The sequence below is a fragment of the Hymenobacter defluvii genome, assembly GCF_017589435.1.
In the GTDB taxonomy this organism is placed as follows: Bacteria; Bacteroidota; Bacteroidia; order Cytophagales; family Hymenobacteraceae; genus Hymenobacter; species Hymenobacter profundi.
On sequence record NZ_JAGETX010000006.1, the window covers coordinates 175,515 to 201,117 of the forward strand.

The window sequence follows — 25,603 nt, forward strand, 5'->3', positions numbered from 1 at the left end:
GCGCCGACCAATCGATCAGCGCGCTTTTGCTTTGTTGAAATGACTTGTTACGGATTGTCAGGCAGCAGAATAGCGTCGTCAAAATTGCCGTACAGGGCTTGGTCGGAGGCGCCTTCTGTTACGGCTTCTACCAGCAGCTTGCCGCCCACAAAGGCCCCGCGCCACGATTCGCCCAGGCCGCCAAACACCTCTTCCCGGTCGCCGCGGGAGCGGAGCTGGTTGATACCCACTTTGAACGCACGGATTTCCTTGGCCGTGCGCTGGGCCAGCCGCTCATCATCGGAGGCTATGGCGGCTACCAGGGCACCGTTGGAGATGTTCATTTCGCCTACCAGCTCTTCCTGGCGGTCTACCAACACAATGGTATCAATGGGGCCGAAGGGCTCTTTGAAATACAGCTCGCTTTGGCGGGGCAGGTTCACGAGGGCACGCGGGGCACGGTAGGCCGAGCGGTCCTGGCCAGGAAGGAATAGCTCGTCGGGTAGATGACCTTCGAGTAGGGGAGTGGCACCGGTTTTCATTGCATCCTGGTAGAGGCGGTCCAGTTCCTGAGCCTGTCCGGCGTTGATAACCGGCCCAAAAGCCAGCTCGGGCAGCGGGTCGTTGGCGTTTTGTACCACCGTGGGGTTACCAATCTTCAGGGACTGCATCACGTTCCAGTAGGTTTCGAGGAAGCGCGGGAACAGGCGGCGCTCCACCACAAAGCGCACATAGGCGGTGCAGCGCTGCTTGCCGTAGTCGTAGCCCTTGCGCAGCTGGCCGGCCAGGGTGTCCCAGTCGGAATAGTCCCAAATGCCGTAGGTGTTCACGCCTTCCATTTCCAGCATGTAGCGCTTCTGGTTTTCGTCGAGGGCGTCGGCGATGTTGCGGCCGTTGTAGCGTCCGCCCACAAAGCTCAGGCAATCAATATGATGGTCTTTTACTAGTACGTCGCTCAGCTCGCCGCCGGGGCCGCTCACCAGCGTTACGGGCAGGCCGCAGCGGCGGGCAATGGCAAAAGTGAAGCTCAAGGAGATGAAGCCGCCGTCGGTGGGCGTTTTAGCAATAACTGAGTTGCCGCACAGCACCTGCACCAGCACTGCGTGTAGCAGCACCGACATAGGGTAGTTCCAGCTAGCAATGTTACTAACCAGCCCCAGCGGCTTGCGGCGGCCCAGCATCTGCTCAATGTTGTCGTTGTACCACTGCACCCCGTCGATGCACCGGTCGATGTCCGTGAAACCCAGCTTATAGGTTTTGCCAATTTCCCACATTAAAAGCTTGGCAATCAGCTCGAGGTGCGTACGCAATTGGTCGAGGCAGTCCTGCACGCGGCGGCGGCGCTCATCGAGGTCGGTAGCCGCCCAGGCCGGAAACTCGCCGCGGGCAAACTCCACCGCCCGCAGGGCCGTAGGGCGCTCCAACATGGGTAGGCTGCCTAGCACCGTGCCATCAATGGCCGATACAAAACTGCGCGGTTTGCCCGGCTCCTGCCATTTGCCTTCCAGCAGGTTCAGAAACTGACCTTGTTGGTCGAAAATCTCGGGTGTGTACTCCTTTACCTGCGCTAACAGGGCATTGAATTCAACCTGGGGCGAAATGATGGGGGGCATAGGGAATAGAAAAGAAACAGAGGCGCGGAATTGCGTGAAAGATCAGATCGAAAAAAGCTGGACTATCGTAGAACCACGGGCGCTGCGAGCCAAGTGGTTGATACTCATTGGCAGTTGCAGCGCGAACCGGTGGGACCAAATGAACACAGAAAAAACCAGCTTCCCACAGCTTTTTTTCAAGTAATTCGCTGAAAACGTTACCGGCATCGATTGCAAAAAAGAAAGATTTTTTCGTTCGTTAGCACGATACTAGCACCAACAACTAAAACAGGTTACAGGTTATATCACCTACCGTTTTGGTGTGCCTGTTGCTCCTCATAGCAGGTACACGCTCTATCATTTAGCTGTTACCCAAATGCCTGATACTTTGGAAGTATGGTTGCGTGGCCCCTTGCCCGAAGTGCCGCCGCTGCTCCAACCCGTAGCCCACGCGCTGCTGCAAGCCCGCGAGGAAATAGAGGAGTTACTGACTGATTTTCCGGCGTCGTTGCTGTGGCAGCGGCCGGCGGGGGTAGCCTCGGTGGGCTTCCATTTGCAACACCTTGCCGGCGTGCTCGACCGCACCTTCACCTACGCCCGCGCCGAGGCCCTCACCTCAACCCAACTGGCCGCCCTAGCCGCCGAAGGCCACGACGACACCGACCTGCCGCTCACTCCCGATGTGCTGGTAACGGCCTTCGCCCGGCAGGTAGACCGCGCCCTGGACCAGCTGCGCACCACCCCTGAAGCTACCCTCCCCGAGTTTCGAGGGGTAGGGCGGGCAGGGCTGCCTTCCACCGTAATTGGGCTGCTGACGCACGCCGCCGAGCACACCATGCGCCACGTGGGGCAATTGTCGGTGACGGCGCGAGTAGTACGGGCTACCCATCCGCAGGGACATTAGGTCCGTGCTAAGGCCGTGAGCATGTTGGCATGAATGCGCTGCCGCTTGAACCGGTAGCGCGACCAGCCGCCTACCACCACGGCCACTCCCAGCGGCACAAAGCCCGCCCCAATCCAGACGTAGATATAGTCCCGGAAGAAATTCATGAGGGACAGCCCCCCGATAATCAACGCCATGCCTGTGCGAAAGTAGGCCAGTAGCGTGCGCTCATTGGCCAGGCGGGTGCGCTCTAGGGCCAGCCGGTCGCTGAGAGAAAGGGCCAGATGAGGGTAGGAAGGCTCGTCGGATTTTGCCATGCGTTGCGGTTTACTTAGTACAAACGAGGGTAGAGGAGTGAGAGTTAACTTCGCCGTAGGGGGTAGGCTGCGGCTGCTACCCTGTGGAACAGGATGCCGCGCCGCGCTGTTGCGTACGGGTAGGTGCATCCAATCCGCGAGGCAGCTACGTATGCTGACTTTCTCTTTTACCTTGCTTGCATGTTTATTCGCTCTTTTCTGCTGGTCCTGCTGAGCGCCGGTAGCCTGACTGCCTTCGGCCAGACCACGCCTACCAAGGCAAAAACGGCCACGCCCGTTACGCGTCCCGCCAACCCCTACTACTCCCGCACCGACACCACGCATCTGCGCGTGAGCGATGCGCAATGGAAGAAAGTGCTGTCGCCGGCTCTCTACGAGGTAGCCCGCAACAAAGCCACCGAGCGGGCCTTCACCGGTCAGTACTGGAACACCACCGGCAAGGGCACCTACTATTGCGCCGCCTGCGGCAATGCTCTGTTTCGCTCCGATGCCAAATTTGCCAGCGAGTGCGGCTGGCCCAGCTTTTTCCAGACGCTACGCCCCAAAAGCGTGCGCTACCAGGCCGACCACACGCACGGCATGGAACGCACCGAAGTGCTTTGCGGCCGCTGCGACGCCCACCTGGGCCACCTCTTCAACGACGGCCCGCCGCCCTCGCACAAGCGCTACTGCATGAACTCCATTTCGATGGAGTTTCAACCTGATAAAAACGGCCTATCCGGTGCGTTCGGCGGCTTATCGAAGTAAGATTGTTAAAGGCAAAAGCCCGCTGTGCAAGCTGTACAGCGGGCTTTTGCCTTTAACAGAAGTAGCGTAGCTTAGTCTGGTTTGATGCTGCCCCTGATTTCACCGTTCGGATACATGGCGGTGTGCAGATTCACATAGGAGTTGCCAGTCAGAATAGTCTGCGCAATATCTTCCTCTCCCTACGCAGGCATCTTCACAGGTACAGTGTTTGTGATGGGAGAAGCAAGATCAGTGAAAGGAATGACAATGGGGCCAGTGGAGCCGGGTGCGCCCGTGTGAATGTGCCCCGACCCTGGTGTGATGCCCGTGTATGTGATGCATGTGCTTGCAGTCTCTACACATACGGCGCGGGCGGATTCGGGGCGCAGCCCCTTAGACATAGAACTCACTCGGCACATCCGAGCAAATGCGAGAGCTAGAGGAGGCAAATCAGGGCATGGTAGGATGCCGCGCAGCTACTTCAAAAATAAATATCGTCAAAGCATTGTATAGATCATCTGCTTATTTATATGTTTGTAGTGTACTAGTTAAGTAATACACTAAGGCAATAGATATGGTAGACATTCAGAATATGAGTTTCGGCTACCGCCGCCACTCTCCGCTGCTACACAAAGTGCAGCTTTCCCTTTCTCGCGGCCATATCTATGGGCTACTAGGGAAAAATGGCGCGGGCAAATCCACGCTGCTCAAGAACATAGTAGGGCTGGCCTTTCCGCAAGCAGGGCAGTGTCTGATTGACGGCGTATCGGCCCAACGGCGCCTACCCTCCGTGCTGGAGGAGGTGTATTTTCTGGCGGAGGAACTGTACGTGCCGGCCCTCACGGCGGCGCAGTTTGTGGCTAATACGGCCGGTTTCTACCCCCGCTTCCGCCAAGAGGAGCTAACGCGCTACCTCCACGAGTTTGAAGTACCGGCGCACGCCGTGCTCAGCAAGCTTTCCTTCGGGCAGCAAAAGAAATTCATGATTGCCTTTGCCCTGGCCACCAACACGGGCTTGCTGGTGATGGACGAGCCCACCAACGGCCTCGATATTCCGTCCAAAGCACAGTTCCGGCGCATTATGGCGTCGGCTCTCACCGAAGAGCGCTGCATGATTATCTCCACCCACCAGGTGCGCGACCTGGATAGCCTCATCGACACGGTAGTGGTGCTGCACGACGGCCAGATTGCCCTCAACCACAGCCTCGACCAGCTTACCGACCAGCTCACCTTTGCTACCCTACCCACCACCGACACCACGCCCGTGCTCTACGCCGAGGACTCGGTGCGCGGCCGTCAGGCCATCGTGCCCAACGCCACCGGCGCCTACAGCCGGGTAGACTTGGAACTGCTATTCAATGCCGCTACCAGCGGTAGCTCTACCCTTCTTCCTTACCTAAAACAGCCTTCCTATGCACAACCTGTTTAGTTTCCAGCGCTTTGGGCGGCTGTTTCGCAAGCACACCGCCGAGCATCTACGCGAGTATCTGATGGGTACGGCCGTGCTGTTTGGCGGGATGCTGGTAGTGATGGGGGGGCTCTCCTATCTCAATAGCGGCTCCATGAATACTGGTGTACAAACTATGTTTTTCGCTCTATTTCTTCTGGGAGCGGGTGCATTCTTCACCAGCACCATTTTTCAGCAATTCGGTTCCAAGAACCGGGCTATTGCTGCCTTGTGTTTACCGGCTTCTACTCTGGAAAAGTATTTGGTTGGCTGGATATACTCATTTGTGTTGTTTTTACTGGTCTATGTGCCAGTGTTCTACCTAGCCAACAGCATTGTATTACTGCTATTCAACACACCCAGTGGTTACCACGAGGCTATGGATCTTTTCGATCCGCAGGATCAGCCCTATACAATTTTATACGCATACGCTGTACTGCACGCCGTAATGCTAGTAGGCGCCATTTTCTTTGAAAAAGCTCAATTCGTGAAAACGGGCTTTGTGGTATTTGGTATGCTAGGCGTGCTAACGTTGGTCAACTTTCAGGTGTTAAAGACCATGTTCGGAGCAGATTTGGTTACGACCCTACCCTTTACAGGAGCGAATTTTCGCACGATGAACTCTTTCTACAGAGTGGATCTGCCTGAAACGCAAATGCAGTGGATAGGACTGGTATTCGTGGTACTAACTGTGCTTTTCTGGACGGTGGCCTATGCTCGCCTGCGGGAAAAGCAAGTGTAACGGAGAGGAAAATCAACATGGAATTTAAAGATAACGAAGCTATCTACCTGCAAATAGCTGGGTACATGAGCGACCATATTCTGCTGGGCAAGTGGCAGGCCGATGAGAAGATTCCGTCGGTGCGCGAGCTGGCCGGCGACTTACAGGTAAACCCCAATACGGTAATGCGGACTTACGATTTGCTGCAACAGCAGGAGGTGATTTACAACAAGCGCGGCCTGGGCTTTTTTGTGGCCCCCGAGGCCGCGCAGCAGGTGAAAGCCCTGCGCAAGGAGCGGTTTCTGCAACAGGAACTGCCCGAGTTTTTCAAAACGGTGTCGTTGCTCGATATCAGCCTGGAGGAAGTGCAGGAGCGCTACACCCGGTTTCAGCAGGAACAAACCGCTACTCTACCTTCTTCCTAGCCATGAAAACCAGCACCAAACTGTTGCTCATCGGAATTCTGATCCTAGTGGCTTCGTTGGCTACCTACAACGTGGCCCTACGCGCCGAGTACAACCGCGGCGAGTTCCGCAACCCCTTCCGCGACTACAGCGCATTGACACTCCGCGATTTTGACGAGGTAGAGCTAACGCCCGGCAGTCGCTTGACAGTCAAGGTTGAAGCTGGTCCGTTTGCCGTGCGGCAACACAACAAAGCCGATTCTATACAAGTTGTGCAAACCGGCCGCCGCCTGCGCATCATCGACCTTGCCAAACATCGCAATTCGCGTAGCCCCTGGACGCCACGTGTGGTGGTGGTAAGCTGCCCGCGCCTCGCTACGCTGCTTGTGAATTCGTCCGCAGTTGGCACGGCGTTTCCCTATCCTACCACTTCCCCAAATCCAGATTTGCCATCGGCAGATGTGCAGGTGCAAGGCTTCCAACAAGACAGCCTATTGGTAGCGGCCGACCAGAATGCCTCGGTAGAACTGGCCCAGAACCAGTTGAAGCAGTTGCGGGTGGTAGCCGGTACTACACCGGGTAGCACCGCCGCCGTGCGCGTCGCCAAATCCAATACCATCGGCGCGGCGCGGCTGGATTTTCAGCATAAAAGCGCTTTCACGTTGGATGCGCCCACGATTTCCAACCTGCGTTACCAGTTCGCGGATAGCGTCCGCGCTACGCTTCCCGGTGCGGCGCTGCAAGCCCTGGCGGGTCACTAGGCTATCGTGGTTGCTTTTTTCTACGCTCTCTGTATTCTCCTACCCCTTGCGGCTACGGCAGTGGCGTTGGGGGTAGGGGGCTGGCTGCGGCGGCTTTACGTGGTGGGTGCGCGCTTGCTGTTGGGCGCGTTCATGCTGGGCGGCGGCCTCTACAAGCTTTCCGATAACCATATTCCGGGCCTGATGGGGCCGCCCATGAACCACGCCTTTCTGGCCGAGCACAGCCTGGAAATCTTCGCGCAATTCATTGGCGTGGCGCAGCTCCTGATTGGCGTGCTGCTGCTTACGGGTCGCTTTGCCTTGTTGGGCGCGGTGATGCTAGTACCCATGTGGCTGAACATCATCTTCCTGACCTGGTCGCAGCACTGGACAGGCACGCCCTACTTAGTTGCGGGGTTTCTGGTGCTCACGCTGGGCCTGCTGCTGCACGACTACCCCCGCTTGAAGTTCCTGCTGTACCCGCCCGCCAATCCGGCCGCACTGCAACAGGCGCCGCTTCAGACCGGGCCAGCAAGCACGGAGGTGATGTGGTGGCTGGGCGTTGCTACCGTTGTGGGCGGCAGCCTATTGTACCCGGTTTCTTTCAGGCTGATGCTGGGCACGATGGGGGCAGGGCTGCTAGTGGTGCTCGGCGCTAGTGGCTGGCTGTGGCGCAATCGAAAGGCAGGCGCTACCGCGGGCAGGCGTGTTGTGCCTGATGTACAGAATGTTGTTTAATCCCGCGAGTAACCTAACCCGCGGCGGTGGTGGTCGTTTTACTCTAAACCTTCCACCAACCACTATTCTGTTATGTCAACCGCCATCCGACCCCAAGAGCTGGATACGCTCAAGGATAAAATCAAGGACATTCGTTACGCCACCCTCACCACGCTGGAGACCGACGGCGACTTCCATAGCCGCCCCATGTACACGCACGGTCTCGACGACGACGGCACGCTGTGGTTTTTCACCTACGAAGATTCGCGCAAAGTAGAAGAAATCAGGTCCAACAACCGCGTAGGCATCAACTACTCCAACGAAACGGCCGAAACCTACGTGAGCCTGGCCGGCACCGCCGAGGTGAAAAAGGACAAGGCCAAAATCGATGCCCTGTGGAACGACGGCCTGAAAGCCTGGTTCCCCAAAGGCAAAGACGACCCGAATATCACGCTGCTCAAGGTCAATTTCCATCAGGCTGAATACTGGGACAAGCCCGGCGGCAAGGTCAACAGCTTGTTCCAGATGGCGAAAGGCGCCCTCACTGGCCAACCCGACACCAGCAGCCGCAACGAAAAATTCGGCGAAGAACCGAGCTAAACGACTCTTTACAAAGAGATAAATGCACTATGCCCAACGTTATTCGCGAAGAATAGCGTTGGGCATATATATTTGACCTCTACAGCTGGTGCTTCGATTGAAGCAGCTCCCAAGCTGCTTCTCTTTATGAAACACACGCTATTCCTTGCCGGGCTATTTAGTCTGCCTAGTCTGCTCACGGCTCGGGCGGTTATCAGCCTACCCCTCAACCACTACAGCGAACAAGCACCAGCCGCGCTACTTACCAATGGGGAAAAGCGGCCGGTGCTATTTGGGGTGAAAGCAGGTGCCAACCTGATCAACATGAACTTCAACCGGGGCTACCCCCGGCCCGCCGTGCCGGTGGAGGCCAGCTACCGGGTAGGGGCGGTAGCCGGCCTGACCATGCGCGTGCCACTGGGACAAAAGTGGGCGCTGGAGCAGGATTACCTATTTGCCCAAATGCGCGGCGCGAACAAGAATACTGATAGTCAGTACAGCTTCGCCTACCTCTCCCTACCCCTCACGATACGCTACCAAGTGCTGCCGCGTCTGTGGGTGCTGGCCGGCCCCCAGTTCGACCTGCTGATTCGGGCGGAGCAAACCGTGGCCGGTGCCACCACCAACACCACCCACGACACGGAGGAGCGCAGCATCCTGAGTACTGCTGGTGTAGCTGTGCAGCTAACAGACCATCTAAGCCTAACAGCTCGCTACTTACGCGGCTTCAACCACGTAGGGCTGGGCCAGCGCTCCAACTTGGAGGAATTTAAGTACGAAGGAGTGCAGCTAACGGCAGGGTATGAGTTTTAAGAAACGGTGTAGAGACGCGTACTCGCGTCTCATTGTTGCTGATGGTATTTATCTTGGATATAATCAGGTGGTGTCGTTCAACGAGGAGACGCAAGTATGCTTCTCTACATCATCTAACTTCGAGCAGCGCGGCAACCAGCCTACCCCGCAACACGGGCCAGGTAGGTCGGGCGCGTGAGCTGATACTGCATCAAATTGAAATACTGCCCGTTTTTGCGCACGTGCTGGTGCAGTTCGGCTTCCCACAGCATGCCGGCGTGTTGCATCACTTTGCCAGAGGCCAGATTAGCAACCAGGTGTGTGGCGAAAATCTTGTGTAGTTCCAGTGTCTCGAAGCCGAAGGCTAGCACGGCCCGTAGCGCTTCCGTAGCTATACCCTGGTTCCAGAACGGCTTGCCTACCCAATAACCTGCTTCGGCCCGGTTGAAACGCTGCTCCACGGTGAGGCCAATGCCGCCGACAAACTGCCCTGTCTCGCGCAACTCGATGGCAAATACGTGGTGTTGGCCGCTGGCAAAACCCTGATTGGCCGCGTTCAACCAGTAAATGGCGTCGGCTTCCCCGTAAGGATGCGGAATATTCAGCGTCATGTTGGCTACCGTCGGCTCGTTGGCTAAATGCACAATGGTGGGGATGTGGCGTGTCAGCGGCTGGTGTAGCAGTAGGCGTTCTGTGGCCAGGGTAGGGTAGGAGTTCATGGCGGCAAGGTACGCAAGGCGGCAGGTAGACGCCGAAATTATGGCGGGTGCATTGGGAAGTCTGGGCTGGTGTGCGTAAGCTGCCGTTTCAAATCAGTTGTGCGCCTACCTTCTTTCCGATGCCCGAACCTCTGCTCTCGCTCGAAAACGTCACCGTTCGTCATCTCAACCGGCTGCTGTTTGCGGAGCTGAACTTTCAGATCGAACCCGGTCAGCACTGGGCGCTGGTGGGCGAAAGTGGTTCCGGCAAAAGCGCCCTGCTCGCTACCCTGGCCGGCCACCTGACCATCACCGGCGGCCGGGCCACCTACCCCCACCTCGATGCGCTAGCGCAGGAGCGTGCCGCCGCAACCCACGACCCGCTGTTCACCTGGCGCCGCTTGGTCAGCCATGTGCCTGCCCGCCCCAACTTCCGTACGCTGGCCAACACCACCGAAATCTACTACCAGCAGCGCTTCAACGCCACCGATGCCGACAGCGTGCCCACCGTAGAAAACTACCTGCGAGCCGTACCGCTGGCCACCGCCGCACCTCACTGGACTTACGAACGGGTAGTAACCCTCCTACGCCTGAACCAGCTGCAAACCCAGCGCCTCATCAAGCTCTCCAACGGCGAAACCCGCCGCCTGCTGCTGGCCGCCGCTCTCCTGCGCAACCCGGCCCTACTCCTGCTCGATATGCCCCTCACCGGCCTCGACGTGCACACCCGCGCCGCCTTCGATCAGCTGCTGGCTGCCATCATAGCCTCCGGCATCACAGTGGTAATGGCTACTAGTCCACACGAAGTGCCTGCTGGCATCACGCACGTGGCGGTGCTGCAAGCGGGTAGGGTAGCGGCAACACAGCCAAAGGCCGATTTCCACCCCAATCAGCTCACCGCAGCCGGCTTGCCTACCCTGGATGAAGCCGAGCTGCGCGCCCTGCTGGCCCTCACACTGCCCCCACAGTTTCAAACCATCGTACGCCTCGAAGACGTGACCATCCGCTACAGCGACAAGGTGGTGCTCGACCACATCAACTGGGAAGTAAAACCCGGCGAGCGGTGGGCGCTGACTGGCCCCAACGGCGCCGGTAAAAGCACCCTGCTCAGCCTACTCAACGGCGACAACCCCCAGGCCTATCGCCAGCGCATCACCCTCTTCGACCGGCGCCGCGGCAGCGGCGAGAGTATCTGGGACATCAAAAAGAAGATTGGCTTTGTGTCGCCGGAGCTGTTCCAGTATTTCCCGGCCCGGCAAAGCTGCCTGCACATCATCGAGTCGGGCTTCTACGAAACGCTGAGCCTGCTCCGCCCCAGCCAGCCCGACAAGGCTGCCATTGCCCGCCGCTGGTTGCGTCTGTTGGGCCTGGAGGAGCACGCCGCCACACCCTTCCGCCAAGTGGCCACCAGCGTGCAGCGCCTGTGCCTGCTGGCCCGCGCCCTGGTGCGCAACCCGCCCCTCTACCTCTTCGACGAGCCCTGCCAGGGCCTCGACGCCCAGCAGCAACAGCACTTCCGCCACGTGCTGGACCGCATCTGCCAAGTCAGTAACGTTACGCTTATCTACGTGAGCCACTACCCCCACGAAATCCCGCAGAACGTGACGCAGGTGCTGCGGTTGGAGCAGGGTAGGCGGGTGGAGGGGTAGGAAACCGTCATGCTGAGCGCAGCCGAAGCATCTCTACCGCTTCGTTGAACGGCCGTTAGCCACTACCCCTCGTCGCAGTCGCTCGGCTATGCCGAGTGACGACTACGCCCAAGCAGCTCTGCTGCGCGCGTCTGCCTGACGTTAGCGCGGCCTTGCCCATACGGTACATACGGATTCGGGGCAAAGCCCCTCAAGCGTAGAACTCACTCGGCACAGCCGAGCGAGTGCGGCGTGTGTAGAGATAAAACGTATTTATAGAGGTAGTGTTTGAAGAGGGCTGAAATAGCAGGCACTGCTCAGTGAGTAGTGTTCTGGTGCTGTAACTAAGCCGGCCGCTACCGGATTACTATGAATATAATCCATCTTCTGACGTACCACAGCTGGTGTCCAGAGAGGAATAGGGAAAGTGGTTTTCTGCCAGAACATATACTGTTCATTCTGGCGCTGTGGCTGGGCATAGTACGCGAACAGACGCATCATCCATTCTCGGCGGCTTTCCTGCTCGTTCTCAGCAATGGCTCTGAGTAACTGTCTGACTGTATGTGCTTTTAAGTCGCGTAATACGTCACTAAGGCTTCCGTCAGTGCGGGCAGCAATCAAGTGAATATGACTGCTCATGATGACGTAGGCGTATAATTCCAACCCCTTACGCTGCTGGCAATATCGTAGGCTATTAAGGACAATGTCTGTGTACTGCGGGCGAATAAATACATCTACCCAGCCTACTACAGTCAACGTCAAAAAGAATAGCCCTCCGGGGTGCGTTTTACGAAGTTCTGACACAAGAATTCAGAATAATATATTGAGGCTAACATAACTTGTAACGTGCTAACTCACAACATTTCTACACCCCGCACTCGCTCGGCTGCGCCGAGTAAGCCCTATGCTCAAGCAGCTCTGCTACGCGCTGTTGCGGTCGTTAGATAGTATTGTTTAGGCGGCGCAGCCGGATTCGGGGCAGAGCCCCTCAAACGTAGTCCTCACTCGGCATAGCCGAGCGAGTGCGGAGGTACGAATTACTATGCCAGATGCAAACAAACCCCCGCGCCGGCCTCTCAGCCAACGCGGGGGTTCTTACTAATTGGCTACTGCCAAGCTACTACATCCGGTTGATAATTTCGTCACCGAACTCGCTGCACTTCAGCAGGGTAGCACCGTCCATGAGACGCTCGAAGTCGTAGGTAACGCGCTTGGAGGCGATGGCAGCTTCCAGACCGCTGTAGATCAGGTCGGCGGCTTCTTGCCAGCCCATGTACTCCAGCATCATGGCACCCGAGAGGATAACCGAGCCGGGGTTCACCTTGTCGAGGTTGGCATACTTAGGCGCGGTGCCGTGGGTAGCCTCGAAGATGGCGTTGCCGGTAGTGTAGTTGATGTTGGCGCCCGGCGCAATACCGATACCACCCACAATGGCGGCCAGCGCGTCGGAGATGTAGTCGCCGTTCAGGTTCAGGGTAGCCACTACCGAGTACTCAGCCGGGCGGAGTAGAATCTGCTGCAAGAACGCATCGGCGATGCTGTCCTTAATTAGAATCTTACCGCTTTCCAGAGCAGCTTTCTGCTGCGCGTCGGCTACTTCCTGACCCTGCTTGGCCAGTACTTTGTCGTACTGTGCCCAGGTATATACTTTGTCGCCAAACTCGCGCTCGGCCAGCTCGTAGCCCCAGGTTTTGAAGGCACCCTCGGTGAACTTCATGATATTACCCTTGTGCACGATGGTCACCGACGGCTTCTTGTGCGTGATGGCGTACTCGATGGCAGCGCGCACCAAACGCTCCGTGCCCTCTTTCGATACTGGCTTGATGCCGAACGAAGACGACTCGGGGAAGCGGATTTTCTTCACGCCCATCTCGTCTTGCAGGAATTCCAGCATTTTCTGAGCCTGGGGCGTGCCGTTCATGTACTCGATGCCGGCGTAGATGTCTTCCGTGTTTTCGCGGAAAATCACCATGTCGGTCAGGTTGGGCTGCTTCACGGGCGAGGGTACACCCTCAAACCAGCGTACGGGACGCACGCAAGCGTACAGGTCCAGTTCCTGGCGTAAGGCCACGTTCAGCGAGCGAATGCCACCGCCTACGGGGGTAGTCAGGGGACCTTTGATGCCTACCAGGTACTCGCGGAAAGCGTCCAGCGTTTCGTTGGGCAGCCAGTTGTTTACTTGCTTGAATGCTTTCTCACCGGCCAGAACCTCTTTCCACACCAGTTTCTTGGAGCCGCCATAGGCTTTCTCCACTGCTGCGTCGAATACTTTTACGGATGCCGCCCAGATATCGGGACCCGTACCGTCGCCCTCAATGAATGGGATGATGGGCTGGTCCGGCACATTCAATTTGCCGTTCTGGATGGTAATTTTTTGTTCTGCCATTGTGAAAAGTGTCAGTTGTTAGGTGACGGTCTATAAAGTGTTACGATTGGTAAAATGACTGTCATCCTGAGTGGAGCGAAGGACCTTCTCACGGTAGCGCGGTTGCTGCACGATACACGTTATATCGCTTCGCTCCACTCAGGATGACAGGGTTAATACCCAAAAATCTCTTTCAGGGTAAGTTGTTGAACCTTGCCGTATTTAGCAAGCTCCTTGAAATTCAAACGGTCTTTGGAGCCGATAACGAGAATGGTTTGGTTCTGGCCTTTGACTTTAGCCTCCTGAAACTTCTTCAAGTCGTCAAAACTCATGTTGTACGTTTTCTCATACACGTCGCGGCGCACGTCGTAGTCGAGACCGAGGCGCTTGGCGCGCTCGTAGCTCATCAGGATATTCGACTTCGTGATGCGCTCCGTGGCGATGCTGTTGCGAATGGCGTTCTTGGCAATTGTTAGGTTTGCTTCCGCCGCGGGCATATCGTTCAGCAAACCCGCCATGCCAGCCATAGCCTCGGGCAGCTTGTCGCTCTGCGTGCCGATGTAGGAGGTGATGTAGTTGGAGCGGCCCAGCTTATCGGCACTCGCGTAGCGCGACGAGGCTGAGTACGCCAGCGCCTTGCTCTCGCGCAGCTCCTGGAACACAATGCTCCCCATCGACCCACCGAAATACTCGTTGTACAGGCTCACCGTGGGCACCAGCGCTTTATCGTAGGCGTCGCCCTTGGTTAGGAACAGAATTTCGGCCTGCACCATGTTGTAGTCCACCCAGTATACCTGGCGCTGGTTCATGGGCTGCTCGGTAAAGTCCTTGTCGGCCGGTACGGGCTTGAGGGTAGGGGGCGTTTTGTGGTCAGCGTTCAACACAGCCACTACCTTATCGGTAGGCTGGGGACCGTAGTACAATACCCGGTGCTGGTAGCCCATGAGCTGCTGAATGCGGCTGATGAGGTCCTGCGGCTTCAGCGCCTTTAGCTCCTTTTCGCTCAGCTGGGTCGTAAACGGATTCTTGGGACCGTACTTGGCGTAATTCACCATGGCCTGTTGCAGAATCACATTCTTGTTCAGCTTGGCATCCTGGCGGGCTTTCAAGGTGCCGGCCACCATGTTTTTCAGGGCCTCCGCGTCGGCCTTGGGGGCACGCAATAGGCTTTCGAATAGCTGCAAAGCGGGCTCCATGTTGCTGTCGAGGCCGGAGAGACTCACGAACGTACGGTCCTGCCCGCTGCTGACAGAGAACGAGCATCCCAGCTTGTAGAACTCCTGCTGCAACTGCGCTGCGGTGTACTTATCGGTGCCGAGGTACTGGAGGTAGTCGGTAGCCAGGCCCAGACGCGGGTCGGCGTTGGTGCCCATGTCGAGCACGTAGTAGAGATTGAACAGGTTATTCTCAGCGTTGCGGGTGTAGAACACCGGCACGCCCGAGCTAAGCTTCACTTCCTGAATATCCTTCTTGTAATCTACAAACACCGGCTGCAATTCCGGCGACTGCATGGCTGTCACCTGCTTGTAGAAGTCGGAAGCAGCGTCGCGGTTCACGGGCACCGGCGTAATGGCCGGCTTCACTACCTTCTCGGTGGTTTTATCCTGGCCGGTGCGCTTGTATACCACCACGTAATTGTTCTGGTAATACTGATTAGCCACGCGCACCACATCTTCCTTCTTGATCTTGGCGAAGTCGTCGAACTGCTTGAGGTAGTCTTTCCAGTCTTGGCGGGCAATGAACGCCGCTACAAAAGCACCCGCGCGGGCTTCGTTGTCCTCGTAGCTCTTGGTGCGTTGCAGCTCCTCGTTGTTGATGATGGCCGGAATCAGCCACTCCGGGAAGTCGCCCTTCTTTACCTTGTCCAGCTCGCCTAGCAGCAGCGCCTTCACTTGGTCCAGTGTTTGGCCCTGGCGCGGGGTAGCGTACATGATGTGCGAGGAATAATCATCGTTCAAATCCGTGAACGATGCCGCCTGCAATACTTTCTGCTGCTGATTCAGGTCGAGGTCGATGAGGCCGGCCTGACCGTTGGTCAGGATCTTGTCGATCATGCGCAGCACCAGCGCGTCGTCGGTGGTAGTACCGGGAAAGCGGAAACCCAGCATCACGTTTTCAGCCGAAGGCCCTACCACTTCCTTCACTAGCGGGGTAGTGATGGGTGCTTCCTTGGCCGGCTCAAAGGCGGGCACTGGCTTGCGCTCCATCTGCCCAAAGTACTGGTCAATCAAACGAATGGTCTGGTCGTAATCCAGGTCGCCGCTCAGGGCCAGCGCCACGTTGTTGGGCACATAGTACTGCCCGAAATACTTCTTAATCTCTGTAATCGACGGATTTTGCAGGTGCTCAATCGTGCCGATGGTGGTCTGCGTGCCGTACTCGTGCTTCTGGTAGAGGCCAGCGTTCAGCGCCTGATATTCCTTGGAAAAATCGTTGTCGAGGGTGCGGTTTTTCTCCTCGTACACCGCTTCCAGTTCCGTGTGGAACAGGCGCGGCACCATCTCCTTCAGTCGCTCGCTCTGGATGGCCGCCCACTTCTCGATCTGGTTGCTCGGAATATCCTCCTGATACACCGTCTGCTCCACCGAAGTGTAGGCATTAGAGCCTTTCGAGCCGATGGCACCCATCACCTTGTCATACTCGTTTGCCACGGCCAGCTTGGCCGCTACACTCGAAACAGAGTCGATCTGGTGGTAGAGCTTCTTGCGCTGCGCCGCGTCGCGGGTGGCGCGGTACTGCTCGTACAGCCCTTCAATTTTATCCAGTTCCGGCTTCTCAGCCTGCCAGTTTTGCGTACCCAGTTTGGAAGTGCCCTTGAACACCATGTGCTCTAGGTAGTGCGCCAGGCCGGTAGCGTTGTGCGGGTCATTTTTGGAGCCGGCGCGCACAGCCAGGTACGTCTGGATGCGCGGCGCGTCGTCGTAGTCAGAGAGGTAGACCGTCAGGCCGTTATCCAGCGTGTAGATACGGGCTTTCAGCGGGTCGCCTTCCACCGTTTCGTACTTGTACTCTTTCTGCTTCGCGGCGGTAACGGGGGCTTCGGTGGCGGGAGCAGTAGCGGCCGGTTTGCTGGACTGGCATTGGGTGAAACCCAGGGTAGCCAGGGCCGGAAGTACTAGTAGAAGGGGTTTTTTCACAGGAAGGCGGTGCGGAGGACTTAAGAAATCAAAGATAGGGGGCCTCTTTTGGAATAAAAAGCCCGACCGTCCCCGAAATACCCCGTCGCACCCGCGAAGTGCGAAATTTTGTGTATAGGACCACGGATTCGCTCGGATTTACCGGATTAGTCGGATTTTGTGGATGTACCTTCTCCGTTTGTTATCCTGAGCTTACGAAGGACCTTCTGCCAGTTGAACGAGTCGTTATAATGCCTGTAGTTCTACCGTGATAAGGTCCTTCGCAGGCTCAGGATGACAGCCAAGCCGCAATCGTCTACAAAATCCAACCAATCCTCAACATCCGAGCGAATCCGTGATCAGAAATCCGTATCCAATCCCAAGCGCTGCTTCATCTCATGCAGCATCGGAAACTTCTCGGCCAGGTACTCAAACTTATCCGACGACGTGTAGAGCTTGCGGGCCGTTTGGGCCTGTGGAGCTACGCTTACCTGCACCGTGAGACGGGGGTAGCCCGTGCGCCGCCGCAGCTCTGTGAGCAGCTCCGCCCGAAACTCGTTGAACTGGTCCACCTGCACTGGGTTGTCGACAATCAACTCTATCACGTGGCGCTCGTTGGCCTGCACTGGGCGGTTGAGCACCATGTACTCGCTCATCCGTTCCTGAGCCTTTCGCTCCTCCTTCAGCTCATTCCACACGCGGTGCAATACTTCTTCGTCTATCGGCGGTAGGCCGTCCACAGAGGTAGGCTCCACGTCGAGGGTAGGAGTCGCTTTCACAGTGCTGGCCTGTTGGGCTACCTTCGCTTTCAGGGCCGATAAGCTCGGCAGGCTAGGCACCTTCGAATGGATTGGGCCGCTGGGGCGCGTAACCGGAGGCAGCGGCAAACCAGGTGCCGGCTCGTGCCCCTCGAAGCTGGGGCGCCCTACCTCCACATGCGGCTGCGTGTCGCGGAATTGCTGGGTAGGGTTGGGTAAGTCGGCTGTCTCGTCCTCTATGCTGGGCGTGTCGTGCAGTTCTTCCACGCCGCTTTCCACCGGCACAATAGGCTGCGGGTCGGCGGGGGCGTGTTGCAGGGGGGGGGGGGTAGGGAGCGCGCTTACTGCTGGTGCTGGCGCAGCAGGCGCGGCCGGAACACTGACCGCTACTGGGGTAGGTGAGGGTAGAGGACGGGTCGCGGGCGGCGCTGGTGCAGTGGTAGGCGGCGCGGCTACGGCATAGGCAGCCGGTGCCTCAGCAGTACCATCGGCCACCAACTGGTTATCAGCTGCCGCCGCAGGGGTAGGCGGGGCTACGGGGCTACTTTTTTTTTTCGCCTCGCCGTTGGCGGCGGGGCTGCTCAGGTCGCGGGCAAACTGCACGGCACCGTTGAGGTAGGCCAGCTTCATGAGCGTCAGCTCCACGTGCAAACGCTGGTTTTTGGCCTGCTTGAACTCCCGGTCACACTGGCTCACTAGGTTCAGGGCCGATAGCAGGAAGGCCAGCGGCGCAGCCTGCGCCTGCTGCACGTACTTCTGCCGAATGCCCTCCGATACTTCCAGCAGCTGCACCGTCACGGGGTCTTTGCACACTAGCAGGCCACGCAGGTGCTCGGCGGCACCCACCACAAAGTTGTGCAGGTCGAAACCGTTCTGCATCACCTCATCCAGCAAGAGCAAGGTCTGCGACAGGTTTTCGCTCAACAGCGCATCCACTAGCCGGAAATAGTATTCATAATCGAGAATGTGCAGGTTTTGCACCACATCCTTGTAGCTCAGGTCGTCCCCGGCGAAGGTCACCATCTGATCGAACATGCTCAAGGCGTCGCGTAGGCCGCCGTCGGCCTTCTGCGCCAGCAGATGCAGAGCATCGTCCTCGGCCTTGATTTTCTCCTGAGTGGCCACGTAGCGCAAATGTCCCCGAATGTCGTCAACCCGAATCCGGTTGAAGTCGAAGATCTGGCAGCGCGACAGGATGGTAGGGATAATCTTGTGGCGCTCGGTGGTAGCCAGAATGAAAATGGCATAGCCCGGCGGCTCCTCCAACGTCTTCAGAAACGCGTTGAACGCCGCATTCGAGAGCATGTGCACCTCGTCGATGATGTACACCTTGAAGCGGCCCTGCTGCGGAGCGTAGCGCACCTGCTCTACCAAAGAACGAATATCCTCAACCGAGTTGTTAGATGCCGCGTCCAGCTCGTGCACGTTAAAGGAAGCGTTTTCCTGAAACGCCCGGCACGACGAGCACTTGCCGCAGGCTTCCAGCTCGGTGGGCGCGTCGGGGGTAGGAGAGTTGAGCACCGAGTCGGGGATGATGTCCTGCCGGCCTGCCGCCACCAGTTCCGCCACCGAGCGGCCCTTACGGACGTGCTCTTCCACAAACTCGCAGTTGATGGTCTTGGCCAGGATGCGGGCGCAGGTGGTTTTGCCTACCCCTCGCGGCCCGCAAAACAGGAAGGCCTGCGCTAAATGCTGCGAGGCAATGGCGTTTTGCAGGGTAGTAGTTACGTGCTGCTGCCCCACCACGCTCCGAAACGTGGCCGGACGGTACTTCCGGGCCGAAACAACGAAATTCTCCATAGTGCTATCCTACAAAGATACCCCAAAAAGGTGGGCTTCGGAAGTCAGCAGCGGTGTTTGTAGTTCTGAACGCAGCGATGAATCTGAGGCAGAAGATAGTAGCGTCTCACGCAGATTCCTCGCTGCGCTCGGAATGACAAACGGGAACAAATTAGCCCTGCTGCAACGTTTTCTAACTAATCCGCGTACATTTACGCCCCGCCTCTTACGGCGGGTACCGTTCTTTCTAATCTGGGGTCGACATGGAATTGACAGCTTGTGCAAGTCGCGAGTAAGCGTGTCGGGAGTTGGATGAATCTCCCGTTAAAAAGTCGTCCGAACAATAACTGGCGAGTATTCCTACGCCATGGCTGCCTAGTCTAGGTACTAAGTAATGCCATCGTCCCGCATCCGTTTTCTTTTACACGGGTGAGTTCGGGGCGTCGTAAGTAAAAGATAGCCACGTGGGAGGTGTGACCACGCGGCGAAACCTAACTGCATCTACGGGTAGACTAAAGGCCTGATGTGCGCCCGGGCTACCCTGACAATCCAAGCATAGATACACACGTAGAAAGCCCGACGCCTTCCTTGTCTGGACCAGGGTTCGAATCCCTGCGACTCCACAGAAAAGCCCGTTTTCGGTATGGAAACGGGCTTTTTGCTTTCTGTGGGTACAGCAAGAGACGCTGCTTTCAGGTTTTACACAGTACATGAAGGCTAGAAGGGAATAACAGCTTTAAGGAAGCGACAAAGTATTAATTTATCATTCATATTGGCGCATATGTTGGTGTATTCACTGGAATAATCCAAATTTGTATCTGTTATTTTGTGCAAAATGACGAAGAAGTAGATACAGAGTTATGAATGAGAAGGAACGAAAATCTGTGAATCAGCGAATTGCTGAGTTAGTGCAGTGTTATCATAAAGGCAATAAATCAGCCTTTGCGAAGGCTGCGGATATAAGCTATCAGAGTTTAAGATTAATCTTAGGTAGCCGGCAGAGTGTTCCATCTGTAGTAGTCCTACAAAAAATAGGGGCTGCCTTACCGCAGGTGCGGATGGATTGGCTTGTATTAGGTGAAGGGGATATGGTAGAAACGAATAAAGTAATTTCTCTGCCTTTCCCGTCTGATGACTCAGTGGCTGAAGCCAAGAATTTGACCCAGCGCTTAGCAGAGAATAGAGCACACTTCGACGTATTGATGGAAGCCCTGGTAGAGGAACGCAAACTGGGTAGGGTGTACCGTATAGGCGTCAATCGTCCTATGGAGCGAAAGTTAGCCGATCGGCTAAGCAGCACGGAGGAAGAAGCGCGGGAACTTGTATTTAGTGGACAAATTTGTTCTCAATACTCTGGATCTAATAATGACAAAGCCCGTCGCAACGGAGCCAGTTATCTTATTACTGAACAAGCAGTTCGTGATTTCTTAGCCACAGAGCAGACACCCTAGCTTAGTCACCTGTGGCTTTGATCAGGTCCAAACCTTTATCCGTGACCCCATAGAAAAGCCCGTCTCCGGTACGGAAACGGGCTTTTCTGCGTATTATTTATTTCTTCTACCCCTAGTTTGGTAACGGCGCACTAAGTTCTAGCAGCGTTTGCCGGAAAACTACGAGCGCGAAGCAGAAACCCCATGTAGCACGTGGGTTTCTGCCTTGCGCTCGTGCAAAACAGTATCCTACCTTAAGCAAGCAGTGACTGCTGAACTAGGATAGTACATGTACGATACAATAGCCCGCTACGCTAGCCCAGCTTAACGCGCCATACATGAATAGCTTCTCATACCAAGTGAGCTCGAGTTCTTTTGCTGGTGTGTACATGGGCGGGATAGATAAGGCGAGAGAGCAGAACGTCCTAAACACAAGGCCAAGACGTTTAAAGGTTCTGGAAATATACTACTCCTGTTATAATTTTGCAAAACCTAATATAATTATGTTTCATCGTCGCATGTGGTTGATGTTGAAGTAGTTCAAAAATTTCGTAATATATTCGTAATCCATTTCTACGAGAATAGTACCAACAAAAAGGGGCATACAATAAGCTATTGGCAGAAAAAAGCCCGTTCCCACGAGATGGAAACGGGCTTGCTGGTAAGCGTCTGCTTCTTATGCTAGCAAGGCATGGTTTTCCAAATCGCCGCCAAACTTAATTAGCAGGTCGCCGAGCTTGCTCAAATCGGCCTTCAGCGTATCATCCACGTTATCGGCGGCCTGAATGGTTTGGGCGCCTAGCATGCTGAGCGACCGGCCGATGGATTTACCATCAAAAATATCTTGCTCCGCGCTGATCAACGATTGCAGGTTGCCCAACTCGCGGGCAATGTCCTGAAAAGCAGGTATACCACTATCAATCAGAAGCTGATACCACTGGTCAACGTGGGTGAGCGACGTGCTAATGGGGATACCGGTAGGACCTTGCAGCAGAGCCTGTATAGTATGGGTGAGAAGGATATCGCCCGAATGAGCGGAGGGAAGGTTTGCCATAGCGAAATAAGGTGAGGGAGCAGAGAGTTAGGAAGCGGTTTGTAGTAGACCCGCTTGTCGTAGAATAGTTGCCGCACGTAGGGCACTAGATTCTTTATCTTTTATTTCCAGCATGATATCCGCATCAAGGCCGTGCAAGTGCGGTAGCAAGTCGTGGAACAGGGCATCGACCAACGTGGAGGTGTGTTTGCCTTTGCGTTCACCGGGCTGCTGCGAACTATAGTCCAGCATAATTACGCCGTCGCGGATGGGGTGCCAGGTAGAGGCGGCTAGGCGCAGGGCCTCCGCCATCGGCTCACCGTGGTTCAGGCATTCGTGGTGGAAAGTATCGAACAGAATGGGGACGCCCACGGCCTCGTGCAGGCGTAGGCAGTCGCGCAGGCTGAAGAGGCGGTCGTCGTTTTCGATAACCACCCGGTTACGCACCTGTTCGGGTAGGGTCCGGTACGTGTCCTCAAACCGATTGAGAGCCAACTCGCGGTTGTTGTAGAGGCCTCCTACATGGATTTGCAGCTTGGCAGTGGTGTCCATGCCCATCAAATCCAACATAGAGCCCTGGTAAACCAGCTCGGCAATACTGCGCTCTACAATGCCTGCGTCGGGCGAGTTCAGCACCACAAACTGATCGGGGTGTAACGACACGCGCATTTGGTGCTGCCGGATGTAGTCGCCAATGGCTCGGAACTCCGCTGCAAATCGGGTTTGCCACGGGTAGGTATTGATAGCGTGCGAACCAAACGGAACGATATTCGACCCAATCCGGAAAAAGAGCAGGTCGTTTTCTACGTTATACGTCAGAATGCGCTGCAAGCAAGCCAAATTGTTGGCCACGGTCTGCTCTACGCGTTCATCTGAGTAAGATGCCAATCGAAACGTAGATGCAGAGGAACAATCAAGCGATTCATTGACGCAAGGATACCCTATTCTCATACTACAATCGTACGATTACCACAGGACGAAGTTGTAGAAAAGGTTATACGTAGTATGTGTAAATTTATATTGTATTGACTATGAATTTGCTATTACAGCAAGATACGGAGTTAGGCTACTAAAAAAAGCGTCAAAGCACTGTAAAAAGGCTATTCGTAACCCCGATTATCCAAAAAGTATTTGTTATACTCTCGTCGGGCTTTAAGAGCTTTTTGAAGCCTTTCCTGCGCCTGAATTTCCTCCATCTTCTGGCGCTGTTTGCCTTCGCGCGAGAACTGCTCGTAGAGCAGGCTCACTGGATTTTGTATCGAGGCCGATTCCGTGGCTGACTTTGGCGCCGTACTATCGACGGGGAACAGGGGCTTGGGCGGGGCCGGACGCTTTACGGCATTATCGGGTGGGGTAGGGCGCTTCATGTTGCGTAGGGCCCGGTTAATCACGGCATCGGAGGGGCGGCCCTGGCGCACCTCCACGCTTTGCAGCTCAATACTGGCCGGTTGCAGCTTGATTTGCAGAATAATTTGCGACAAGCCACTGTTGCCTACCACCAAGCGTTGGGTTTTGTAGCCCAGGGCCTGAAACACTAAGGTATCACGGGCGGTGGCGGTCAGGTTGAAATCGCCCTGGTCAGAAGCAATAACGCCCTGGCCTTTGCCTTGGAGTAGCACCGTAACCCGCGGCACGGGCTTGCGCGTTTCGGCGTCCGATACGGTACCTGTCACGCGTACTTGGGCCTGCGCGGCGCCGGCCGACCACAGCCACAACAGGAGCAGAAGCCCTAGCAACCGCACCACCTGTAGTTGCGCAAGACGTGGAAAAGGTAGCATACTCACAAAACAAAGCTAACGCAGACTTTTGGCACTATTGCCTGTGGTTTACGGATTGAGCCGAAAAAAGCCCGCTCCGTTGCACGGGCGGGCTTTTGTATACGAGAGAAACGAGGCTACTTGATCTTTACTTTGTCGCCGTCTTCAGGCTTCAGCTTCACGGTGCCATCGTCGCCGGCTTTCTTGGCTTTGTTGCCCTGGGCATCTTTGATTTTGATGTCGCCGTCTTTATCAACCTCAATCTTGCTACCATCGGGACCTTCTACTTTGGTACCGGGCGCTACGCCAGCGGCAGCGCGCTCAATCTTCTGGCCGGGCGTGAGGGGTGCCGCAGCAGGCGTCACGGTCACGATATCCACCTCCTCGTAGTAGCGGCCGGGGTTGCTGGTGTAGGCCGTGTACTGCTCAGGAGTCAGGAAATCGTGGAATTCCTCGTTCGACTCCAGGTAGGCGGCACGCTTAGCAGCACCCAGACCGGTGGTGTCGTTGGTGTACTGGTTGCGCACATCGGCCAGCTTGCGGGCGCGGTTGTAGTACGCGTCGCGGGCTTTCGATACCACGGCTGTGTCCGTCACGTTCAGGTCGGTAGCCATGCGCTGAGCGGTAGCATCGGCCTGCGAGCGGTAGGTAGCATCATTCGCGTCGGTGGTAGACGCGGCAGTATCCATGGTATCCGTGGTGGTGGCGGTTTCGGTTTTGTTGTCCGAGCAGGAAGCCATGGTCAGCGCAGCAGCGCAGCTGAGCAGCAAAAAAGTCTTTTTCATGATAAGTCAGTATGAAGAGGAGAGAGCAAAAATGGAATGTGCGGCATATACGCATCTAAGGGCAGGAGGTTGTTTTTGCTTGCTCCACTGACTTTTACCGGACCTACGCGCGGCGCAATTCCAGCACCGTGATTTCGGGTAAAAATCCTACCCGTCCAGGGTAGCCCAGAAAGCCTAGGCCCACATTTACGTACAGGTGCTGCTTACCTCGTTTGTACAGGCCGGCCCACTGCTTGTATACATACTGCACGGGGCTCCACTTCAGGTGCGGCAGGTTCACGCCGAATTGCGCGCCGTGCGTGTGGCCTGAGAGCGTCAGGTCGATGTCTTGGTACTCATGCACTTGCGCATCCCAGTGGGTAGGGTCGTGGGTGAGCAGGATTTTGAACGGCGCATCGCCGGAGCCAGCGTGCGCTTTGGCCAGATTGCCGTGCTGCACGAACTTGGTTCCCCAGTTTTGCACGCCGAGAATGGCGATTTTCTCGCCATTGTGCTCTACCACACGGTTTTCGTCCATCAGCAGTTCCCACCCAATTTTGGCGTGGTTCTGCATCAGGCGTTCCAGGTTAGCGCGTTTAGCCTCTAACGATTCCCACTGCACATAGTCCCCGTAATCGTGGTTGCCGAGGATGGAATAAATAGGCCGCTTTGAGCGAATGCCCGCCAGCGTCTCAATGTGCTCTTCTACCTCCGTCGCCACGTTGTTTACCAAGTCGCCGGTCATGAAGATGAGGTCGGCCTGTTGGTCATTGATAATCTTTACGGCACGCTGCAACGGCTCTTTGGAGGTGAATGAACCCGTGTGCAGGTCCGAGATTTGCAGGATTTTGAAGCCGTCGAACGAAGCCGGCAAATTGGGGAAGCGCAGCACCCGACGCTTCACCTGGTAGTCGGTGCCACCGCGGACGATGCCCCAGACCAGCGCCACCAAAGGCACGGCACCCAGCAATAGTGCCGCCCGGCTCAGAAACGCACTGCGCGAAATAGGCTCACCGCCCGCTGAGCTGCCGCTAAACTGCCGCGCCACGAAGCGCCCGCCCCGCACCACGTCTTCCAGCAGTAGGGGTAAGGCAATCACAAGCTTGGCCGCAATTAGTCCCAGCAACAGGCCTAAGAAGTAGACTTTGTAATGCGGCTGTGCGGTGCGGCGCGTGCTGATAGCCCAAATGCCCAGCCCCCAGACCAGCAGCGTCACCACCACATACACCACCGCAGTCAGCCGCCGGCCGCCAGATGTGTCGGGTTGGATGGCGGTGCGCACGGCTTGCAGGCCGTACCATTCAACTAAGAGAAAGAAAAACAGAACTGGTAACGACAAAAAACGAGACATGCAAAAACGAAGGAGGGAAGAAGAAAA

The 25,603-nt window shown here is 56.3% G+C and carries 24 protein-coding genes and 1 other RNA gene; 12 read left to right on the forward strand and 13 right to left on the reverse strand.

What is annotated here, in order from left to right; translation table 11 throughout:
* Window positions 1-47: 47 nt before the first annotated feature.
* Complete coding sequence (locus J4D97_RS12635; protein WP_185282532.1) at window positions 48-1,592, reverse strand: aldehyde dehydrogenase family protein; 1,545 nt, start codon at window positions 1,590-1,592, stop codon at window positions 48-50.
* A 355-nt stretch (window positions 1,593-1,947) separates the two neighbouring features.
* On the opposite strand from J4D97_RS12635, the gene J4D97_RS12640 reads away from it, so the two are divergent.
* Window positions 1,948-2,475, forward strand: a complete 528-nt coding sequence (locus J4D97_RS12640) for a DinB family protein (protein ID WP_208307878.1) — start codon at window positions 1,948-1,950, stop codon at window positions 2,473-2,475.
* Here J4D97_RS12640 and J4D97_RS12645 read toward each other — a convergent pair.
* Window positions 2,472-2,771 carry a DUF202 domain-containing protein gene (locus J4D97_RS12645; protein ID WP_208307879.1) on the reverse strand — a complete coding sequence of 100 codons (300 nt, stop codon included), beginning with the start codon at window positions 2,769-2,771 and terminating at the stop codon, window positions 2,472-2,474. The genes J4D97_RS12640 and J4D97_RS12645 overlap by 4 nt on opposite strands.
* A gap of 180 nt (window positions 2,772-2,951) precedes the next feature.
* Between J4D97_RS12645 and msrB the strand changes: the two genes are divergently transcribed.
* Window positions 2,952-3,518 carry a peptide-methionine (R)-S-oxide reductase MsrB gene (msrB, locus tag J4D97_RS12650; RefSeq protein ID WP_208307880.1) on the forward strand — a complete coding sequence of 189 codons (567 nt, stop codon included), beginning with the start codon at window positions 2,952-2,954 and terminating at the stop codon, window positions 3,516-3,518.
* Between the two features lie 71 nt (window positions 3,519-3,589).
* Here the strand turns inward: msrB and J4D97_RS23980 are convergent, their stop codons facing one another.
* Window positions 3,590-3,685, reverse strand: a complete 96-nt coding sequence (locus J4D97_RS23980; RefSeq protein ID WP_208307976.1) for a CHRD domain-containing protein — start codon at window positions 3,683-3,685, stop codon at window positions 3,590-3,592.
* A 386-nt stretch (window positions 3,686-4,071) separates the two neighbouring features.
* Here J4D97_RS23980 and J4D97_RS12660 point away from each other — a divergent pair, with 386 nt between their 5' ends.
* The 7 genes from J4D97_RS12660 (at window position 4,072) to J4D97_RS12690 (ending at window position 8,918) form a co-directional block, all read left to right on the forward strand.
* On the forward strand, window positions 4,072-4,926 hold the full coding sequence (locus tag J4D97_RS12660; RefSeq protein WP_208307881.1) for an ABC transporter ATP-binding protein: 855 nt from the start codon (window positions 4,072-4,074) through the stop codon (window positions 4,924-4,926).
* Complete coding sequence (locus J4D97_RS12665; protein WP_208307882.1) at window positions 4,910-5,686, forward strand: hypothetical protein; 777 nt, start codon at window positions 4,910-4,912, stop codon at window positions 5,684-5,686. Before J4D97_RS12660 ends, J4D97_RS12665 begins: the two co-directional genes overlap by 17 nt.
* 17 nt (window positions 5,687-5,703) lie before the next feature.
* Window positions 5,704-6,090, forward strand: coding sequence for a GntR family transcriptional regulator (locus J4D97_RS12670; RefSeq protein ID WP_208307883.1), 387 nt, complete (start codon window positions 5,704-5,706; stop codon window positions 6,088-6,090).
* 2 nt (window positions 6,091-6,092) lie between these two features.
* A complete protein-coding gene (locus tag J4D97_RS12675) occupies window positions 6,093-6,830 on the forward strand; it encodes a hypothetical protein (protein ID WP_208307884.1) in 738 nt (245 codons plus the stop codon).
* Between the two features lie 6 nt (window positions 6,831-6,836).
* Window positions 6,837-7,547 carry a DoxX family membrane protein gene (locus J4D97_RS12680; RefSeq protein WP_208307885.1) on the forward strand — a complete coding sequence of 237 codons (711 nt, stop codon included), beginning with the start codon at window positions 6,837-6,839 and terminating at the stop codon, window positions 7,545-7,547.
* 72 nt (window positions 7,548-7,619) lie between these two features.
* Entirely contained in the window at window positions 7,620-8,126 is a 507-nt protein-coding gene (locus J4D97_RS12685) for a pyridoxamine 5'-phosphate oxidase family protein (RefSeq protein WP_208307886.1), read from the forward strand.
* A 126-nt stretch (window positions 8,127-8,252) separates the two neighbouring features.
* Window positions 8,253-8,918, forward strand: a complete 666-nt coding sequence (locus J4D97_RS12690; RefSeq protein WP_208307887.1) for a porin family protein — start codon at window positions 8,253-8,255, stop codon at window positions 8,916-8,918.
* Between the two features lie 140 nt (window positions 8,919-9,058).
* On the opposite strand, the gene J4D97_RS12695 is transcribed toward J4D97_RS12690, so the two are convergent.
* A complete protein-coding gene (locus J4D97_RS12695) occupies window positions 9,059-9,616 on the reverse strand; it encodes a GNAT family N-acetyltransferase (protein ID WP_208307888.1) in 558 nt (185 codons plus the stop codon).
* Between the two features lie 119 nt (window positions 9,617-9,735).
* Here J4D97_RS12695 and J4D97_RS12700 point away from each other — a divergent pair, with 119 nt between their 5' ends.
* Window positions 9,736-11,244 (forward strand): ATP-binding cassette domain-containing protein, encoded by a 1,509-nt coding sequence (locus J4D97_RS12700; RefSeq protein WP_208307889.1) that lies wholly within the window; start codon window positions 9,736-9,738, stop codon window positions 11,242-11,244.
* A 252-nt stretch (window positions 11,245-11,496) separates the two neighbouring features.
* On the opposite strand, the gene J4D97_RS12705 is transcribed toward J4D97_RS12700, so the two are convergent.
* The 4 genes from J4D97_RS12705 to dnaX form a co-directional block, all read right to left on the reverse strand.
* Window positions 11,497-12,027: an REP-associated tyrosine transposase gene (locus J4D97_RS12705; RefSeq protein ID WP_208307890.1), complete on the reverse strand. Its 531-nt coding sequence runs from the start codon at window positions 12,025-12,027 to the stop codon at window positions 11,497-11,499.
* A 316-nt stretch (window positions 12,028-12,343) separates the two neighbouring features.
* Window positions 12,344-13,609: an NADP-dependent isocitrate dehydrogenase gene (gene icd, locus J4D97_RS12710; RefSeq protein WP_208307891.1), complete on the reverse strand. Its 1,266-nt coding sequence runs from the start codon at window positions 13,607-13,609 to the stop codon at window positions 12,344-12,346.
* A 152-nt stretch (window positions 13,610-13,761) separates the two neighbouring features.
* Window positions 13,762-16,725 carry a M16 family metallopeptidase gene (locus J4D97_RS12715; protein ID WP_208307892.1) on the reverse strand — a complete coding sequence of 988 codons (2,964 nt, stop codon included), beginning with the start codon at window positions 16,723-16,725 and terminating at the stop codon, window positions 13,762-13,764.
* Window positions 16,726-17,063: 338 nt separating this feature from the next.
* Window positions 17,064-19,262 carry a DNA polymerase III subunit gamma/tau gene (gene dnaX, locus J4D97_RS12720; RefSeq protein ID WP_208307893.1) on the reverse strand — a complete coding sequence of 733 codons (2,199 nt, stop codon included), beginning with the start codon at window positions 19,260-19,262 and terminating at the stop codon, window positions 17,064-17,066.
* A 233-nt stretch (window positions 19,263-19,495) separates the two neighbouring features.
* Between dnaX and ssrA the strand changes: the two genes are divergently transcribed.
* Window positions 19,496-19,867: a transfer-messenger RNA gene (gene ssrA / locus J4D97_RS12725) on the forward strand.
* Between the two features lie 234 nt (window positions 19,868-20,101).
* On the forward strand, window positions 20,102-20,692 hold the full coding sequence (locus J4D97_RS12730; protein WP_208307894.1) for a hypothetical protein: 591 nt from the start codon (window positions 20,102-20,104) through the stop codon (window positions 20,690-20,692).
* A gap of 655 nt (window positions 20,693-21,347) precedes the next feature.
* On the opposite strand, the gene J4D97_RS12735 is transcribed toward J4D97_RS12730, so the two are convergent.
* From J4D97_RS12735 to J4D97_RS12755, 5 genes are all read right to left on the reverse strand, one after another.
* Window positions 21,348-21,725 carry a hypothetical protein gene (locus tag J4D97_RS12735; protein WP_185282549.1) on the reverse strand — a complete coding sequence of 126 codons (378 nt, stop codon included), beginning with the start codon at window positions 21,723-21,725 and terminating at the stop codon, window positions 21,348-21,350.
* Between the two features lie 27 nt (window positions 21,726-21,752).
* Window positions 21,753-22,655: a UV DNA damage repair endonuclease UvsE gene (gene uvsE, locus J4D97_RS12740; RefSeq protein WP_185282550.1), complete on the reverse strand. Its 903-nt coding sequence runs from the start codon at window positions 22,653-22,655 to the stop codon at window positions 21,753-21,755.
* 149 nt (window positions 22,656-22,804) lie between these two features.
* Window positions 22,805-23,482, reverse strand: a complete 678-nt coding sequence (locus J4D97_RS12745; RefSeq protein ID WP_208307895.1) for a carboxypeptidase-like regulatory domain-containing protein — start codon at window positions 23,480-23,482, stop codon at window positions 22,805-22,807.
* 116 nt (window positions 23,483-23,598) lie between these two features.
* Complete coding sequence (locus tag J4D97_RS12750) at window positions 23,599-24,246, reverse strand: hypothetical protein (RefSeq protein WP_208307896.1); 648 nt, start codon at window positions 24,244-24,246, stop codon at window positions 23,599-23,601.
* 103 nt (window positions 24,247-24,349) lie between these two features.
* Window positions 24,350-25,576: a metallophosphoesterase gene (locus J4D97_RS12755; RefSeq protein WP_208307897.1), complete on the reverse strand. Its 1,227-nt coding sequence runs from the start codon at window positions 25,574-25,576 to the stop codon at window positions 24,350-24,352.
* Window positions 25,577-25,603: the final 27 nt, after the last annotated feature.